Source organism: Methanosarcina mazei S-6, assembly GCF_000970205.1.
Lineage (GTDB): Archaea > Halobacteriota > Methanosarcinia > Methanosarcinales > Methanosarcinaceae > Methanosarcina > Methanosarcina mazei.
On sequence record NZ_CP009512.1, the window covers coordinates 830,821 to 847,890 of the forward strand.

At 42.4% G+C, this 17,070-nt stretch carries 17 protein-coding genes; 10 read left to right on the forward strand and 7 right to left on the reverse strand.

All coding sequences use genetic code 11. The features are described from left to right. Window positions 1–39 precede the first annotated feature (39 nt). Complete coding sequence (gene uppS, locus MSMAS_RS03670) at window positions 40–936, reverse strand: polyprenyl diphosphate synthase (protein ID WP_175413379.1); 897 nt, start codon at window positions 934–936, stop codon at window positions 40–42. Window positions 937–1,589: 653 nt separating this feature from the next. Further along, on the reverse strand, window positions 1,590–1,859 hold the full coding sequence (locus MSMAS_RS03675) for a DUF2551 domain-containing protein (RefSeq protein ID WP_011032568.1): 270 nt from the start codon (window positions 1,857–1,859) through the stop codon (window positions 1,590–1,592). Window positions 1,860–2,551: 692 nt separating this feature from the next. On the opposite strand from MSMAS_RS03675, the gene MSMAS_RS03680 reads away from it, so the two are divergent. From MSMAS_RS03680 to MSMAS_RS03710, 7 genes are all read left to right on the forward strand, one after another. After that, complete coding sequence (locus MSMAS_RS03680; RefSeq protein WP_193334226.1) at window positions 2,552–3,229, forward strand: 4'-phosphopantetheinyl transferase family protein; 678 nt, start codon at window positions 2,552–2,554, stop codon at window positions 3,227–3,229. Window positions 3,230–3,730: 501 nt separating this feature from the next. Then, on the forward strand, window positions 3,731–3,976 hold the full coding sequence (locus tag MSMAS_RS03685) for an acyl carrier protein (RefSeq protein ID WP_011032566.1): 246 nt from the start codon (window positions 3,731–3,733) through the stop codon (window positions 3,974–3,976). A gap of 5 nt (window positions 3,977–3,981) precedes the next feature. Next, a complete protein-coding gene (locus MSMAS_RS03690) occupies window positions 3,982–5,460 on the forward strand; it encodes a class I adenylate-forming enzyme family protein (protein ID WP_048041322.1) in 1,479 nt (492 codons plus the stop codon). After that, complete coding sequence (locus MSMAS_RS03695; RefSeq protein ID WP_048039842.1) at window positions 5,441–6,478, forward strand: adenine nucleotide alpha hydrolase family protein; 1,038 nt, start codon at window positions 5,441–5,443, stop codon at window positions 6,476–6,478. Before MSMAS_RS03690 ends, MSMAS_RS03695 begins: the two co-directional genes overlap by 20 nt. A gap of 235 nt (window positions 6,479–6,713) precedes the next feature. Then, a complete protein-coding gene (gene nadE, locus MSMAS_RS03700; protein WP_048039838.1) occupies window positions 6,714–7,778 on the forward strand; it encodes an NAD(+) synthase in 1,065 nt (354 codons plus the stop codon). A 65-nt stretch (window positions 7,779–7,843) separates the two neighbouring features. Further along, a complete protein-coding gene (locus MSMAS_RS03705; protein WP_048039836.1) occupies window positions 7,844–8,974 on the forward strand; it encodes a DUF362 domain-containing protein in 1,131 nt (376 codons plus the stop codon). A 244-nt stretch (window positions 8,975–9,218) separates the two neighbouring features. Further along, the gene (locus MSMAS_RS03710) at window positions 9,219–9,782 is read left to right on the forward strand and encodes an acyltransferase (RefSeq protein ID WP_048039835.1); all 564 of its coding nucleotides are present in this window, start codon (window positions 9,219–9,221) and stop codon (window positions 9,780–9,782) included. A gap of 606 nt (window positions 9,783–10,388) precedes the next feature. On the opposite strand, the gene MSMAS_RS03715 is transcribed toward MSMAS_RS03710, so the two are convergent. Together MSMAS_RS03715 and MSMAS_RS03720 are read right to left on the reverse strand one after the other, a co-directional pair. Continuing rightward, window positions 10,389–11,015 carry a metal-dependent hydrolase gene (locus tag MSMAS_RS03715; RefSeq protein WP_230633338.1) on the reverse strand — a complete coding sequence of 209 codons (627 nt, stop codon included), beginning with the start codon at window positions 11,013–11,015 and terminating at the stop codon, window positions 10,389–10,391. Between the two features lie 175 nt (window positions 11,016–11,190). Continuing rightward, entirely contained in the window at window positions 11,191–12,252 is a 1,062-nt protein-coding gene (locus MSMAS_RS03720) for a radical SAM protein (RefSeq protein WP_048039834.1), read from the reverse strand. Window positions 12,253–12,400: 148 nt separating this feature from the next. Between MSMAS_RS03720 and MSMAS_RS03725 the strand changes: the two genes are divergently transcribed. Next, window positions 12,401–12,586, forward strand: a complete 186-nt coding sequence (locus MSMAS_RS03725; RefSeq protein ID WP_048037890.1) for a DUF362 domain-containing protein — start codon at window positions 12,401–12,403, stop codon at window positions 12,584–12,586. Between the two features lie 107 nt (window positions 12,587–12,693). Next, window positions 12,694–13,422 (forward strand): cyclase family protein, encoded by a 729-nt coding sequence (locus tag MSMAS_RS03730; protein ID WP_011032557.1) that lies wholly within the window; start codon window positions 12,694–12,696, stop codon window positions 13,420–13,422. A gap of 64 nt (window positions 13,423–13,486) precedes the next feature. On the opposite strand, the gene MSMAS_RS03735 is transcribed toward MSMAS_RS03730, so the two are convergent. Beyond that, entirely contained in the window at window positions 13,487–14,083 is a 597-nt protein-coding gene (locus MSMAS_RS03735; protein WP_011032556.1) for a hypothetical protein, read from the reverse strand. Between the two features lie 294 nt (window positions 14,084–14,377). On the opposite strand from MSMAS_RS03735, the gene MSMAS_RS03740 reads away from it, so the two are divergent. Beyond that, entirely contained in the window at window positions 14,378–14,737 is a 360-nt protein-coding gene (locus MSMAS_RS03740) for a hypothetical protein (protein ID WP_011032555.1), read from the forward strand. A 66-nt stretch (window positions 14,738–14,803) separates the two neighbouring features. Here the strand turns inward: MSMAS_RS03740 and MSMAS_RS03745 are convergent, their stop codons facing one another. Next, window positions 14,804–15,358: an XTP/dITP diphosphatase gene (locus MSMAS_RS03745; RefSeq protein ID WP_048046322.1), complete on the reverse strand. Its 555-nt coding sequence runs from the start codon at window positions 15,356–15,358 to the stop codon at window positions 14,804–14,806. Beyond that, window positions 15,351–17,039, reverse strand: coding sequence for a bifunctional N(6)-L-threonylcarbamoyladenine synthase/serine/threonine protein kinase (locus MSMAS_RS03750; RefSeq protein WP_011032553.1), 1,689 nt, complete (start codon window positions 17,037–17,039; stop codon window positions 15,351–15,353). The genes MSMAS_RS03745 and MSMAS_RS03750 overlap by 8 nt, the downstream gene beginning before the upstream one ends. Window positions 17,040–17,070: the final 31 nt, after the last annotated feature.

A 17,070-nucleotide genomic window follows, 5' to 3' on the forward strand; every position in this document is an offset into this window, starting at 1 on the left:
TTAATTCAGTCCCAGTCTTTCCCCAAAGCTTTAAGTAGCTCAGGAGACTCCCTGCTTTTTTAAAGGAAGGAGCTGTCCCAGGTCTTCACTTTTATTCTCATATTTCCCTACCCTGAGAAAGTTCTTAACTTTTGAGATGCGATACGAATGCTCACGTTTCTTTTCTTCTTTTCTGGCCTGATAAACTCTGACAGAACGAAGGAGGTCGATTTTTCGGAACTCGGGCCAGAAAGGAGCGCAGAAATAAGTTGCACATTCACTGCCGTTAGCCTGCCAGGGAAGGAAGTTTGATATTCTCTCATCCCCTCCGGTGCGGATGATCAGGTCCACATTGGGGACAGGGACTCCGGGGGCAGGATAGAGGTGTTTTGAGATCAGGCTTTCGTTAACATCTTCCAGAGAAAGTTTCCCGCTGGATACACAGGTTGCGATATCCCTTACAGCCTGCATTATATCCTGCCTTCCACCATAAGCAATAGCCACATTCAGGCTGAATTTCCTGTGATGCTCCGTGGCTTTCTCAATTCTGTCAATGGATTCGTTCAGGTATGCAGGCAGTTTTGTTCTGTCCCCTATAACTCTGACCTGCATCTCTTTTTCATAAGTTCTCTTATCAGTATGAAGCTTCAAAAATTTCTCATTGATAAGGTTAAAGAGCCCACCGACCTCTTCTTCCGAACGCTGGAAATTTTCCGTGGAAAAGGCATAGAGAGTAAGCTGTTTTACTCCTATCTCATAGCACCATTCAATAACCTGCTCAGTAACTTCTGCTCCCATAGCGTGTCCGAAAATTCGGGCTTTTCCCAGCTGTCCGGCGTATCTGCGGTTTCCGTCCATAATTACAGCTATGTGCTCGGGAATTTCAGAACTCAGAATCTCCTTTTCCAGGATCTGCTCGTATTTCCGGTAGAACACACTGAAAGTCCGATTTTTCATGAAGCGAAGCCCTGCCTGAAAGGCTCCTTTATTCAATGATCCCATTTTAAGGTTAATTATTTCTTTTCCCCCTGGCAATATGATAGATAACAGGAATATTATAGGTAACAGGAATATTCATATACATTTTTTGCGGTGTGGTATTAAATTTTTCACATATTTGGAAAGCTAAATTTTATTTTTTTCTGGAGGTCTTATGGCCTATTCTGATGCATGAAGCTTAAGCTTTATTTCCGCCCTTTAATAGTGCAATACATTGAAATAGTAAAGTCCTGTTAATGCTTATGGTATCTACTGGAAATGCTTATGATATTTTCTGGAAATGCTTATGATATTTTCTGGAAATGCTATATGACCTGTTGATGGGAATTGCAGTTATGTATGTAAAACTATTTTAATATTTTTAAACACTTTTGGGCTGGCATTCTGATACAACAGAACTTTTTCGGGATATCAACTCCAGGGGAAAGTAAAATTAATTATACCGATTTTTATGGAATGCTAACTCTCTATATTTCTGTTTTTTATAACAAGACACTAATTTTTAATAGATGTTCAAATTTACAATTTATTGTTTCGATATCAACAGAATAGAACAGGAGATCTGGAAAGTTCTTCTCACATAAAAACAGGAGTTACAGCAATAAGGCGGCTCAGTAGTTCTCTAGAACAGAGCCGACAATGTTTTTGTAAGTCTCTTTCAGGGAATACACATTATGATCCCCTGTAACGTTTATGCTCAGTATTCCGAGTCTCGTATTCATAAGCCCGACCATGGCTGACACTCCCCGGTAGCTTACCTCGAAATTTCCTTTATCAAGGTAGTCATAAACTTCACCGGTGGTGAACTTGTCTCCGGTCAGGAAGAGATTGAGCACAACCTTGCGTATCCCGTTTTCGTCCCTGCCGAGATACTTTATCAATCTCGCTCTTACCCTTTCTTCCGCAGTCTGCAGTTTCGGACACCTCAGTTTTAATGATAATTTTGAATTATATTCTTCTCTTAATTATATTCTTTTATACCGTATTCATCCTGTTCCGGCTGTATTTCCAGAGGGATGCGACCCCGTTAAGGGGGAGCTAAGAATCGAATACCCTATATCCTTATCGTTTATATATTTTAGGATTACTTTTTTTTAAATATTTATATTGAAGCATACCCCGGATCTTCGGGCGCCTTTCAGACCCTGCTTCCTATGCAAAAAAGAGCTGAGCTTCACGTTTTTCATGAGAGCTAACTGAGAATAAAACATTCTTTTATCTCAAATATATTACTTTATATTTTTTGTGTAAGGATGCTTTAAAGAAAGAAAAATATCTCGAAGAAAGAAAAATCCTGGATTACTTTATTTAATTTTCTTATTTTATACTGATAAAGGTTTTATTACCTCTCAGGGATAAGGAAATTTAAGACAGAAGGAGATTTAAGACAGGCGCAGAGAAAAGGTCTGTTTAAAAGACAGGTTAACACTTACTAATTGTTTTATATCCACTGATCGCAATATGTATATGATGGAGCTGTATGCACACCAGGAATTTAATACTCCCTTCGGTTACTCTGGAAAATATTCCTTTCTTATGGGCAAAAAATGATATCCTGATATTTTTTATTGATATGAATTCTTACGATTCACCGGGTACGGAATTTCTGGATAATCACGAAAAAGAAAACCTGGAAAAACTCCAAACACTGTATTTTAAAAAAAGATTTATTGTCTCCAGGACAGTATTGAAACATATCCTGTGCTGTCTTCTTAATAAGGAGTCTTCCCTGGATATCTCTACTTATAAAGATAGGCATGGAGAAGTCCGTATATTCAACCACGATGATCTGCACATCTGCATTTCTTACTCTGAAAACATTGCAGCTATTGCAATATCAAGAGTTAAGATTGGAATTGACATTGAAATTAAAAGGCCGTTTGAACTGAAAAAAACTTTAAAATACCTTCACAATACCCCTTTTTATTCCGGCAAGCCTGTAGATGATGTGGGCATTCTAAAGGCATGGACTTTGAAAGAGGCGTATTGTAAATATTCTAATATAGATATGCTTTCCTCTCTAAATAAGAAGCCTGGCCTCGATAATGTTTCTTATTTTAACTTTTTACTGAACGGTAAATATATCTTGTCTATTGTTACTGAAATGGGCCAGCACATTTTTAATCTAAGCTATCTTGATCTAAGCTATCTTGATCTAAGCTATCTTGATCTAAGCTGTCTTGAGAAAATAAATTCTTATCAAGGCGAAGCTGTCTGGAAAACCACTGAAAATCTATCAAAACAGGAATAAGTATTTGAAGAATCATTCGCAGGAAATTCATCTTTAAATAAGGAGGATATTATCAACCCGGGACAATTCCACTCAGAAACAATTTTAGCTCTGAAATAATCCTACTCTAAAATAATTTCACTCTAAAACAATTTCACTCTAAATTCTATCCAGAGCATTTTGTTCCAGAACATTTTGTTCCAGAACATTCTATCCCGGAACAACTCTATTTCAAAACAATCGAATTTATTAAATATTGTTGGCAATAGTCTTTTTATCGATCCCATATATATAATTGTCGGACTCATATACATCCGATACCGTTATCAGGCTCATACAAACTTTTTTTCTATTCTTCATCTCACAGCATTTGTCTATTAAATACTCTCAAATTATTTATATAGTTGTATTACATAATTACCTGTGGGGCTTTCAACTAATATGGATAAGTGTGTGTTACTTTATAGATAAGTGTGTGTTACTTATACTGAAAATTTCAATTAATTAAAGGGGTAAGATTATATGGAACAGATAAAGAACGATATACTCGATTACTTGAAGAACAATTCTTTCATGGAGCGGGAAACGACTATCAGTGATAGTGATTCTCTCACCCAGAGCGGGATCATGGACTCTATCGGTTTACTTGAATTGATAGATTATATCTGTGAAACATATTCCATCGAAATTCCTGAAGATATGTTGACTCCGGAGAATTTCGATTCTTTACAGGGGATTACCAACCTGATAACCAGACTGGCGAAGTGAGGGGCATGAGAATTGATGCTTATATCGCTGAGCACGCCAGAAAAAATCCTGATCAGCTAGCTCTTGAAGACGGTAAAAAGTCCATTTCTTACAGTTGCCTTGATGAGGACATAAATAAGGTTGCCTCATCTCTGGATGGCTTTGAGCACTGCAAATTTGCAATACTGGCAGAGTCTGGAATACAGTATGTCAAAATACTTATGGCAGTATACAGGTCAGGCAATATTGCAATACCTCTGCCAATCGAAATGCAGGGGAGAAGCCTTGAAAGAATTCTTGATACTGCATGCATTAACAACATAATTGCAACGAAAAAACAGTATTCAAGGTTTGGAGATGGATTTTTTGAGCGTTTTGGAACCGTAATCGTCGTTTCGGATGATACTTCAGTAGAGACGCTCAGCAGAAGAATGATCCTCGAAAGAAATGATCCCAGGCTTCGGCTGGTGCTTTACACCTCGGGAACAACAGGGACTCCCAAGGGAGTTATGCTGAGCGATAAAAACCTGGTCTCAAATGCCAGGTCAATAACCGGGATTCTCAGCATAGGCTCAAAAGATAAAGCAGCACTGGTAATCTCTCCCCATCACGCCTTCGGGAATTCGATAATTAACTCCCATCTGATGGCTGGAAGCTCAATTCAAATCGGGACAATGAATTTCATAGACCCCGTTTTCAGTCTCATCGAATCCGGAGTATCCATATTCTATGGAGTGCCCAGCACCTATCGCATTCTTCTCAAATATCCGGAGAGGTTCCGAAAAGCCTTTCAAAATGTCAGGACTGCCGCCTCCGCTGGCGGAGCCATGGACAGAACCGTTGTAAGGAGTATCAGGGAATTAAGTCCGGATACGCAGATCCTGCCAATGTACGGCCAGACCGAAGCTACGGCAAGGCTTTCCTACCTGCCTGCAGAAGACGTGGACGAGTTTATCGACACGATAGGAAAAGCAATTCCCGGCGTCACACTGGAAGTCTTTGATACTGAAAACAGGCCGGTAGAGCCCGGCGTCACAGGTGAGCTTGTTGCCAGAGGGGATAATATTCTGCTTGGCTATCTGAATGACGAGGCTGCAACGGAAAAAAAGATCATTGACGGGTGGCTGCATACAGGGGATCTGGCACAGAAACTTCGCTGCGGGTATATAAAGCTGCTTGGGCGCAAGGACGATCTCATCAAAATAGGGGATCACCGGGTTAACCCGAGAGAGATTGAAAAAGAAATAGAGATGAATAATGAGGTTTCCAGTGTTTTTGTTGTGCCCGTATCCCATGAGCTAATGGGAAATGCAATCAGCCTCATGGTCATACCAAATGAGAGAACCGAGATCGATACAATTTTTTCTTTTTGCAGGAAGAACCTGCCGGGTTATCTCTATCCGAGGGAGATCCTCTTCATTGACCATCTCCCACTGAGCGAGAACGGGAAAATATCCAACAGGTCTATTATAGAGGAGTACCAGCATGTCAAAGCTAGTATGTAAGCGGTGTGTTCTGGATTCTGATATTCCAGGCATAGAAATCAATAAAGAAAGCGGTCTCTGCCATTTTTGCGAGACATATGTCCCTCTTTCTTTACAGGAAAAGGAAGAATATCTTAAAAGGATTGAAGGGCTTTTTAAAAAATACAGTGGTACGGGCAACTATGATGTGATATTTGCACTTTCGGGGGGAAAAGACTCTTCATACACGCTTTACAAGCTCAAAAAAGATTATCCCTTCCTGAAAATACTTGCCGTCCAGTTTGATAACGGGTTCACTTCGGATTATGCCGTAATAAACGCAAAAAAAATGTGCGAGATTACCGGATGCGACTATTTTAAGCTGTCAATGGAAAAAGAGGTGCTTTATGACCTCTTCCGGAAAGCAGCCGAATCTTATGATGCATTCCCGAAGTTTGCTAAATACAGGGCAAGCGACATCTGCAATATCTGTATCAGTGTAATTAAACAGAAGCTTATAGAACAGGCAATAATTCAGAAAGCGCCTTTTATTGTATTTGCTTTTACAGCAGGGCAGTCTCCCAATCCCATAATCAATCTGTCAGCTAATTTCATACAGTGGTCAAGGAACCTCTTTGAAAAGCAGCTTCAAAAAATAGGTGTTGAGGACAGGGACGAGCAGTTCATTATTAAAAATGAGGTCATTAAAAATATAGGTGAGCCTGCTCCATCCATTCTGCACCCGCTTTGCCTGTGGGAGTACAGTGAGGATAAAGTGCTTGAGACAGTAATTGGGCTCGGGTGGAAGCCTCCTGAACTTAATGACAGCAATTCTACAAATTGCACGCTGAATTCTTTTGCATGTTATAACCATCTGGAAAAGTATGGTTTCCATCCATATGCTTTTGACATAGCTGGGCTTGTCAGAAGCGGGGAGATGCCAAGGGGAGAAGGGCTGGAAAAGCTCCACCAGGAACTTTCAGAGCCACTGATAGAGGAAGCCGCAGAAAAGCTGGAGGTTAAGGTAAATAATCCGAAAAAAATCCTGCTTAAAATTTAAGCTGTTTCTCTGAGCAAAGGACAGTTTAAATAAAGGGATCCGAAGGCTCAATTGCAGGTTCAATAATCATTTACCTGCAGTTAATCAGCATTTACCTACAGTAATAAGCTTGCCTGTAGCTTAAATTTATTCAGTGATTTGAAATTATTATACAGAATTATAACCAGTTTACATAACAAATTTCTGAATTCATAACCAGTTTACATAACAAATATTCTGTTAGGGGAGTAGTTTTATGCAGATTGTTGGAAGTAGCGTAGAGAAAACTACGGAGAGTCATGTAAGGGCGTTATCAAAGAAAGGTGCCGGAAAGCAAATAGATTATAGTGATGTTCTGATTCTGAACGAACTGAACAGGGATATCGGTGAGCTTGCCAAAAATATAAGGGGTTTTATAAGAGACCAGGTCACCGGCTTTAAGAAAAAAGGAGTGGTTCTGGGGGTATCGGGAGGTATAGATTCAGCTGTAGCCCTGACGCTATGTGTTCAGGAGTTCGGCAAAGAAAATGTATATGGTCTCCTCCTCCCTGAAAAAGAATCGGCTCCTTCAAGCAAGACCCTGGGAGCAGAAATCTGTGAAAGCCTGGGTGTCCAGTATGAGGAGGTCCCTATTTCCCCAATCATTGAGGCTCTGGGAATTTATGACAAAAAAGAACAGATAATTAAAAAAACCTGTCCTGAATACGACCCGAAAATACACAAAACATCTCTTGTGCTGCCTGATTTCCTTAACCAGGGGCTGTTGAATGTCCCGTACATCAGGCTGATAAAGGACGGGGAAACTATCTCCAGATACAGGTTAAAAGCAAATGACTACCTGGAGTTGATTGGCCTTCAGAATGTCAAGCAGAGGTCAAGAATGATAGTCCAGTACATGTATGCCGAAAAGCTAAATTATGTTGTTTGCGGCACAACCAATAAAACCGAACTTGTCCTGGGCCAGTTTGTAAAATACGGGGACGGCGGTGTGGACCTCGAACCTCTGGCAGACTGCTATAAGACCCAGATCTATGCTCTGGCAAAATATCTGGAGGTAAATGAGGAAATTATAAAGCGCCCTCCAAGTGCTGATACATGGAGCCATTACACAAGCGACGAGGAGTTCTACTGGCGTATGCCAATATATATCATGGACCAGCTCCTCTATGCCCAGGAACATAAACTGCCTTTAGAGGTTGCTGAAAGGAACACTGGCCTTCCCGGAGATATCATAGAAAAAGCCTGGAGGCATATTGACAGAATAAGAGATACTACAGAATATGTGCGTTCGGCTCCTCCTGTTTATTATCTGGATAGGTAAGCCGCAAAAACAGGTTCTACATCAAAATTTCATATGGATCTGATCCACAATTCAGATGGATAAGCATGAACACAACAGTCTCAATTGTACGCTGTTCCGACTACTCAAAAGTGAAAAGTGCAATCAAAGAGGCACTTTCCCTGATAGGAGGACTTGAGAGTATTATTGCTCCTGGCAATCGTGTACTGCTTAAGCCCAACGTACTTGCTATCCGGCCTCCGGAGGATGCTGTTACCACTCACCCTGCAGTAGTATCTGCAATGTGTGAGCTTATCAGGGAAGTGGGCGGCATCCCGATAATAGGAGACGGGTCAGGGGTTGTGAGACCCGATGTTAGTACTGCGGAGGCTTTTCGTGCATCCGGAATTGAGGCTGCTGCGTCCTCCTGCGGGGCAGAGCTCATTAATTTCGAGACATCGGGGTATACTGAGGTCTCTGTCCCCGCAGCCAGGCAGTTTCCACGCCTTTATATCGCAAAAGCAGTCCTTGAAGCTGATGTTGTTATTTCGCTTCCTAAACTTAAAACACATGAACTGACCCTCTATACCGGGGCTCTCAAAAATTTTTTCGGGGCTGTGCCGCATAAGATCCGAAAGCAGGCACATGCTCTGGAAGACCGTGACCGTTTTGGAGAGGCGATAGTTGACATATATTCAATCGTCAAGCCCCACCTTGCAGTCATGGACGGGGTGGTCGGGATGGAAGGAAACGGCCCTGCCAACGGGACACCCATAAATTCTGGATTGATTCTTGCAAGTTATGACTGCGTAGCCCTTGATATGGTTGCTTCCGAACTCATAGGGATCGACCCGTTAAAAGTGCCCACAAATAAAGCTGCGCTTTCGAGAGGGTTCGGGAACGGACAGCCAGAGCTTGCAGGAGTGCCTCTGCAAGAAGCAGGTCTCAAATTTAAGATGGCAGAAGGCGGAGTAACTGCTATGGTGCCTCCTTTTCTTATGAGGACTCTTAGAAAATATTTGACTGTAAAGCCTTTCATAAATACATCAAAATGTGCACTTTGCAAAGCCTGCGTTTTGAATTGTTCGGCACATGCAATTGAGGAAATGAACAAAACACTCAAAATTAACCCTGAAAAATGCATCCAGTGTTATTGCTGCCGCGAACTCTGCCCTAATGATGCGGTAGAAATCAGGAAGTCCTTCCTGATGAAGGTGGTGACCAGAAGCAGAACATAAAGAAAAGCTGAGCCTGAGTAAAAGCAGGATATGAGGAAATAATCCAATAATGGGAATGCAGAAAATAAGATTCTCTTTAATTTATTGTTATTTATTTCAATCTCTTTATTCAGGATGCTAGTCCGAAGCAAATTTTTCCGGTCAGAATCCGGTAGGAAATGTTCCGGTCCAGGGCTGACAATGGGAAATATATTTATCAGTAGAAAAGTAATGAATATAAGTACCAGGCGTTTTTGACCGCAAAATGGGGGGCATTACCATAACTGCCGTAATATCAAACAGAGATAAAGTAACTTTTGGTGAAGTGGCTGATCATTACCACAGCAATAAACTCATTTTTGGGCTGAAGTACTTTAAGAACTGGGTTCTGGAACGCGTTGCTGCGTGGTTCCCGATTCCTTCATGGAGAGCTAAATTTCATAAAATGAGAGGCGTGAATCTCGGAAAAAACGTGTATGTAGGCTACGATGTGGTTTTTGACAGGCTTCACCCTGAAATGATCACAGTGGGAGATTATTCTGAAATAGGAGACCGCTGCATTCTCTCTGCCCATTCCAGAGGCAGTCTGACCACAAGGCAGGCATATCCGAGGACCATAGAGCCCATAAAAATAGGGTGTGGAGTTTCTGTAAATCCGGGCTGCATAATTACTCAGGGGGTCGAGATCGGGGATAACTCAATAATCGGTATAGGTTCCGTGGTTACTCGTGACATTTCTCCAAACAGCCTTGCCCTTGGTTATCCGGCTCGAGTTATCAAAAAACTCGACGGTGTGGGTGAGCTCCAGACCAGTTTTGATGATTCTTAATTTATTCTTAATTTTTTGCTTTTTCTTTATTACAACGGGAGCGCAGAGGGTCACGAATACCCCTTCCTTTAGGTAGGGGATGAAGTGAACCCTCGCCTCTTCGTTTTTCTCTTTAAATCTCTAAATCATAGCTTCCTTGTATAATAATCGTAAATCGGACCGGAAACCGAGGCAAATTTCAATCACTTATGTTCATGAAACCTTGTTAGAGGATGCTTAATTATCTGTCCCCGAGTAACCGGGCGGGCGGCCCGAAGCATACCCCATCCTTTAGGGTGGGGTGGCCGCCCGCAGTTTGATTTTTTATCTGTTTTTATTTTTTATTTGCTTTATTTTTATATTTACTTTATTTTTATATTTACTTTATTTTTTATTTGCTTTAGTTTTATATTTATTTTAGTTTTATATTTATTTTAGTTTTATATTTATTTTAGTTTTATATTTATTTTAGTTTTATATTTATTTTAGTTTTATATTTATTTTAGTTTTATATTTATTTTAGTTTTATATTTATTTTAGTTCTTTTATCTAATTTAGTTTTTTATCCGTTTTTATTTTTTATTTTTATCTCATACCCTTTATTTCAAATCTTTCCAGGGTTCATAACTATTTTTCTTTCCTGTAACCGAACTCAAACCCGAATTTATCCAGAGCAAACAGTGCCATTAATATTACAACAAATACGCAGAAAACGGATACAATAGATACCATCAGATAGTGAAACAGGCTTCCTGCTGCTGCAAATCCCGTGTCCATCATTGAGAATACACTGATGGGACTGCTGTACAGCGGATAAAGGTACTCACAGCCGCCTTCTGCGATATCGTCCAGGAGCAGGTGTGTAAGAAAAGCAGACTCTGCAAAGATTGCCATATAGACTGCTTTGCTGAACTCCCTGAATGCAGCGTATCCGACAAGCCCTCCGAAAAGGATTGCTGTGAAACTGAACAGGAGTGAGTGTGTCGGGATAGAGCCGATAGAACAGTGCTCCATGGTGTTGTTTATAATTATGTTATATACAACCATTATATCAGGGAAGAGAGTGCATGCACCGCCCACAAACGCCAGTAAGAGCAGTTTTCTGGCGTCACTGAAAGATAGCTCTCTCCGGTAAAGAGGCCCGGTTATGGCATATACGGCTACTATGCCCACACAAAAAAGGAAGAACAAAACATGTACAACTGGATATGGCATCAGAAACCCTTTTTCAAATGTATCTATTATTTTTTCCATACGTGGGGTGTCTGGAGTATTCAGAGTCTTTCATATATGGCCCCCCGGAAGATTAATAATTCTTTAAACTTTATTGGTCAATCTTCTATAAAATTTTGACCCTTTCTGAGCTTGCTGGACAGATTTTGAATTGGTTTTGTTAAAAGAATAAGGGTATAAGTTCGGATATTCATGCTCATAAAGGAATGAGCTCTACAAGCATCCCGTCTTCAAATGGATGCCTCTCAATAATGAGTATCTTTGTTCCGGAGGGTTCCAGCTCTTCTTTAAGCCCATCCTTAAGGTCTTCAAGAACCCACCATGCCAGCTCTATTTTCCCTTCCTTTAATTCAAAAAGTTCTTCAGGAACATCTGCTTCCGTCAGGATTTCTTCTGCAAGTGCCTGGTCTCCCCCATCGATAACCCCGTAAATAAGAGTTCCCTCTTCCGTAATCTCGTCAAATTCCCTTGCTGTGTTTTTTGCAATTCTCTGAAACCTTTTGCGCAGCTGGACTGCGTCCTTATAGGTGGAAGAGCAGAAATGCACCCTTTCGCAGGCGAAGAAAGCCTTTTCAGCATGCAAGGAGGAGCCTTCTGCAGCGCACGAAATATCTGACTCAAGGGAAAACCCTTTTTTCAGAAGCGCTTCGGAGTTATTGTCGGAAAATTCCAGTTCGTTGAGGTTGAGGAAAATCCCCATTTCCTCTGCAAAAGCTGCGACCTTTTCAGCGCCTTCGAGAGAAGGTATTTCAATCCCTGCCTCAATTCCCAGATCCTTCGCATTTTTCAGGGCGGCTGCGTAAGGGCTTTTTCCCAGTTCTCCCCAGACTGACTGAGGCGGATGGAAGCGTATCTCGTCCAGGCCTGCTTCTGCCAGCTTTTCAAGGGTTTCCCTATCCGGAGCAAGAGAAGTATAAAGGTGAATATGGTGGTTTTTCCCGAAATAAGCTTTAAGCAGGTGGATATAGTACAGGACTCTCTCTACCTTAAGTAAGGGTTCTCCGCCTGTGATCCCTGTACCCAGCGCGTCCATAATCTCAGCTTCTTTGATCAGGTCCTCGTCGTTTTTTACATGCCTTTCGTTTGCAAAAACAAGGTCCTTACCGCGCCTTTCGTCGGAAAGAGGGCAGTAAAAACAGCTTTTAGGGCAGAGCCCGGTTACAAAGAGTACCATCTTGGCACCCTGCTGGCAGAGTTTACAGCCTTCTGAAAGGTAACTGCAAAAAGAGCCTGTTTCATCCTCTGTGAACTTTTCCATTCTGAGATTGCATATCCTTTTGTCCTATATAAGGATTGTTTCCTGACCTCTTTTTCGGTTGCTGGTGGAACAATGATTTTTTATGAAATATAATTTCCCTGTGCCTGTTCAGAAACTAATATATTCTTCAGCTTCCAAAGGTTCACTGATGTCAGAGATGAATGGGTATGTTGTGGTTTTCGGCTGTAAAAGGTGCGGCAAGTGCAGGGATGTATGTCCTGTGGGCGCTATTTATGAAGAAAACGAGCTTGCTAAAATCGATACTGAAAAATGTAACCTCTGCATGAAATGCATAGACGAATGTACCAACAGATCCATTATTTATATGGAATGATGTGACAGCAAAGCAAGATGGGAACTGAAGAAAATTAGAATGAATTTAGAGAAAAAACTAAAATGAAACCTAAAAGAGTCAGAAAATTCAGGAAAAGGTGAAATGAGATGTTTCCTCCGGAAAAAATGCCTTTCAAGGGAAAAATTACAGATATTACAGTTCCAATTTCTCCTTCCACTCCTATCTTTCCCGGAGACCCGGAACCTTCAATCGAAAGTGCCTTTACTATAGAAAAAGACGGGTGTGCAGTATCCAGGCTGATTTTAGGAAGCCATACAGGCACGCACGTCGATGCTCCTTCTCACATCCTGAAAGATGGACTCGCTGTTGACGATTTAAATCTTGAAAATCTTATAGGTCAGGCGGTTGTTCTGGATTTCTCCTTCAGAAATGGGGCATTGACAGACTATATTCTTGACAAAGCTTACAATCACCTGAAGAACACTGACCATGTCTCAATTCTACTTCTAAAGACAAAACCTTCTTTCCATTATGAAAATAACTCAAGGGTTTCAGGTCTTCAGGCGGGCGAAAGCAATAAAGGAATAGAATTTGAGGAGCCGCCTGAAAATTCTGTTTATCTTGATTCCGGCGCTGCGGAATGGATTGTCCGGAATGGGTTCAAAACAGTTGGAATTGACAGCTTTTCCGTTGACAATCTCTCTTCGGAAAATCTGTCTGCCCATCATATATTGCTTTCAAACAACGTGAATATAGTGGAATGCCTTGACATGAGTTCGGTGGAAGCAGGAATTTATTTTTTCCTGTGCCTGCCTCTGAAAATTGAGGGCTGCGACGGTGCTCCGGCAAGAGCATTGCTGATACCTTACTCCTGATTTTCCCCGGTTTTTTCTGAATTTCCCTTTCCCCTCTGGCTTTCGCCTGTTTTTTTCCTGACTTTCAGAAGCGCGCCATTGTATACCTTGTACCGTTGTGGGTAACCATCTCAAAAAGGAATTCACCTGAAACAGGGTATTCTATTATCACTGATGTGTTTTGGAGATCTAAAGTTTCATCACCTTCCTGGCTGGCGGCCGGAATCCATATGCCTTCTGAGTTTTCTATGCCTTTTATAAAATGGATCGGCGCCCCTTCAAGAAACACTCTCTTTTTAACTCCGTTTTTGTACTGGCAAATAAGGGTATTATTCTCAATAACCCATTCCGAGTCAGTCAGGTTGCCGTTGCATTCCTGGTCAGGGTCCACTCCGAAACTGACATACCTGACAGACGGCGGAAGAGAAAATTTGAGGGTACACATGCTGCCTTCAGGGTTGTATCTGTCTTCCGAATTACGGGCGTATCCTCCCTGAATTGAGAGAAGGGAAAGGGAAGCGGTTTCTGCCTGGGCTTTTATTTCCGCATCCTGAAGGGCAGGTGAGGCTATACTCCATGCCTGAGCCAGTAGGACCACCACCGCAGCCAGAAGCGCGAGATACACCACAAGTTTAAGGGGAATCGTATCTGCGGCTTCAGTGTCGGAAATAATATTTTTCATATGATTGTAAATGATCTCTACATAATAAAAAATTTTACCTCATGAAAGGAGAGAACTCTGAAGACTAAAAACTAAAAGGAAAACTTGAAGATGAAAGACAGGTTAAAGGATAAAAGGAGAGGACTGCCAGAAGAAAGCTTGAATCAATAATTTTTTAAAATAAAATGAAAATGACGTTTATCTGAAAGTACAGGAGGGTTTGGAATAAGCGAAGAATGTGATGAAAATCTATTATGCATATCTTTTTCTGAGGAGCAGCTCGAGGAGATCAAAAAATATGCAGCTCTTAACGGTATGGAAGTTGAGGAATTTATACAGAGCGTTTGCCTGACTCACTGTCTCCAGCAGATGGAATACTTCTACGGGCGGAGACCCGAAGAATCCAAAGCTGAGAACGGGTCTGGAAAACCTAAAGACGAATGCAAAATCGATCTGAAGGAAGTAGAAGCTAAAAATAAAAAACCGGTCTCGAAAGAACTGCTTGATGGCCCTCTGGTGCTTGACCCTCAGTGTATAATGGATCTCTTCGCCATTAAAAGAGAACTTGGGATTACTTCAAATAACCAGGTAATTACAACTGCTCTGAAACTGGGCTTAAACCAGCTCAATGTCGCTCTTGACCTTGTAAGGCACAAACCAGTAGAGAAAAAGTGAAAAAGTAAGTTTGAGGGACGTGAAAAGGTCATTCCTGAAATTTCAAATTTTTTAAGTGCAGGGGTTTTACGCCCCGCCTGTGAACCACTCCAGGAAATTATCAATAGCCCTGCGCCTGTGGGAAACCTTGTTTTTCTCTTCATCCCCGAGTTCCCCGAAGGTCATGCCGTTATACTCGAAAATAGGGTCATAACCGAAACCGCCTGTTCCACGCTCTTCGTATGCGATATTCCCTTCCACGACCCCGGGGAAGACCAGAGGCTCCTGTCCCGGTTCACAATATCCGATCACTGTTTTGAAATACGCTGACCTGTCTTTCTCTCCTTCCATGAGCTTCAGCACTTTCAGGTTCCCCAGTTTGTCTTCCACAAAGCGGGAGTAGGGTCCCGGAAAGCCGTTCAGGGCATTTATGAATATTCCTGAGTCGTCTACCATTACAGGCATGTTCAGTTTGTTTGCAACATACTGTGCCCCGTTAGCCGCGATAGGTTCAAGTTCATCTTCCTGGAGTTCGGGATAACCGTCTTTATTCTGGATGGCTTCGATTCCGAAATTCTTGAGGATATCCCTCACCTCGGCAAATTTGCCTTTATTTCCCGTAACAAAAACGATCTTATGCATAGCGAGCCCTCTTTTTTATCTCTTCAACTCGCCTGAGTACATCCTCTGAATCTATAAAAGTACTTGCATACCCTTTCTCGAAAGCTTTGACAAGGGCTTCATAGTTGCGGTGAGTGCTCTCAAAAGTCTGGAAAAGCACATGGACGTCCACACCTCTGGCTTCAAGGCTTTTGTCAAAATACGCAAGCCCGAAGTCGATAAGATAAAGCCTCTCACCTGCAAGCAGGAGGTTTGAGGTTGTAAGGTCTCCATGTACGATGCCTGAACTGTGCAGTTTGCCCACGAGCTCTCCAACCTTTTCCGAAAGTGGGGGGGTTATAAGGTACTTTATGGGGACCCCTTCGATGAACTGCATTTTAAGCTTGAATTCCTCAACGTCATAGATGATTGGAGTGGGCACGCCTGCGCGCCTGGCTTCAGACATAAGGCGGGCTTCTGTCCTGTTCCTCTCTCTTCTTATCCTCTCGTCTATCTCTTTATGCCTGTAAGCCTTTGGGACCCTTTCCTTGACCAGCGCCCTCTTACCTTCAGGTCCCTCTTGAAGGTAGACAACAGCTTCAGCCCCGTTGTCGAGAATTTCCCCGGGAGGCATCCTGAAGAAAGTTTCAGGGGAGATTTCAGGGACCTTTTTCATCTCTTCTTCCTTTATCCATGTCACTTTGACATCATCTGTCCTGAAACTGGGGTTTACGCGCGAATCTTCAAGGGAAATGGTATTTCCGGACTTATACATCAGGAGCCCTGTGTATGCGATCATTGTCCCGTTGTCGCCCATAAAGCGTTTTTCGGGAACATAGAACTTTGCACCTCTGGCTTCACACATTTCATTTAACATCTCACGAAGCCTGGTGTTTGCTCCCACCCCGCCTGCAAGCAGCACTTCTTTTTTTCCTGTATGGGCAAGGGCGCGTTCTGCGACCTCCACAACCATTGCAAAGGCAGTCTCCTGATAAGAATAACAGACATCTTCAAGGGAGGCTTTTCTCAGGGCTTCACTTGCAGCTGTTGAAAGCCCGGAAAATGAGAGGTCCATTCCTTTAATCACGTACGGGAGAGGGATATATCTCTTTGCTTCTTTTGCATATGCCTCGATTTTGGGCCCACCCGGGTGAGGCAAGCCTGCTCCGCGAGCGAATTTATCAAGGGCATTTCCAAGTCCTATATCAAGGGTCTCTCCAAAAACCCTGTACCTCCCTTCCATGTAAGAGATTACCTGGGAATTTGCCCCGCTCACATAGAGCACAACAGGGTCTTTTGCAGGGGTCTTCCAGATCCCTATCTCAATATGGGCAATGCAGTGGTTGACTCCTATAAGCGGGATGCCAAGGGAAAGGCCGAGCATCCTGGCTGCCGTTGCAACGGTCCTTAAGCACGGCCCAAGCCCAGGCCCCTGTGAAAAAGCTATGCCGTCGAGGTCTGACGGCTCTATCCCGTTTTGCTTTGCTTCTGCAAGGAGTTTTTTGATAACGCCTGCCGCATATTTTGCATGGTGCTGGGCGGCTTCCCTGGGGTGGATTCCGCCTTTTTCAGGTTTATATGTCTCTGTAACCTCGGCAATGATCTCGGTCTCGGTCACGATTGCGGCACTCAGGTTCCAGGCAGTGCCTTCGATTCCAAGGATGAATGTTTTTTTCAAGGCTTCAGGTCTCCTTTCCGTTCCTTTTCCTCTGCTTACTGTCACTGCCTTCGATAATACAGGAGAGGATTATATA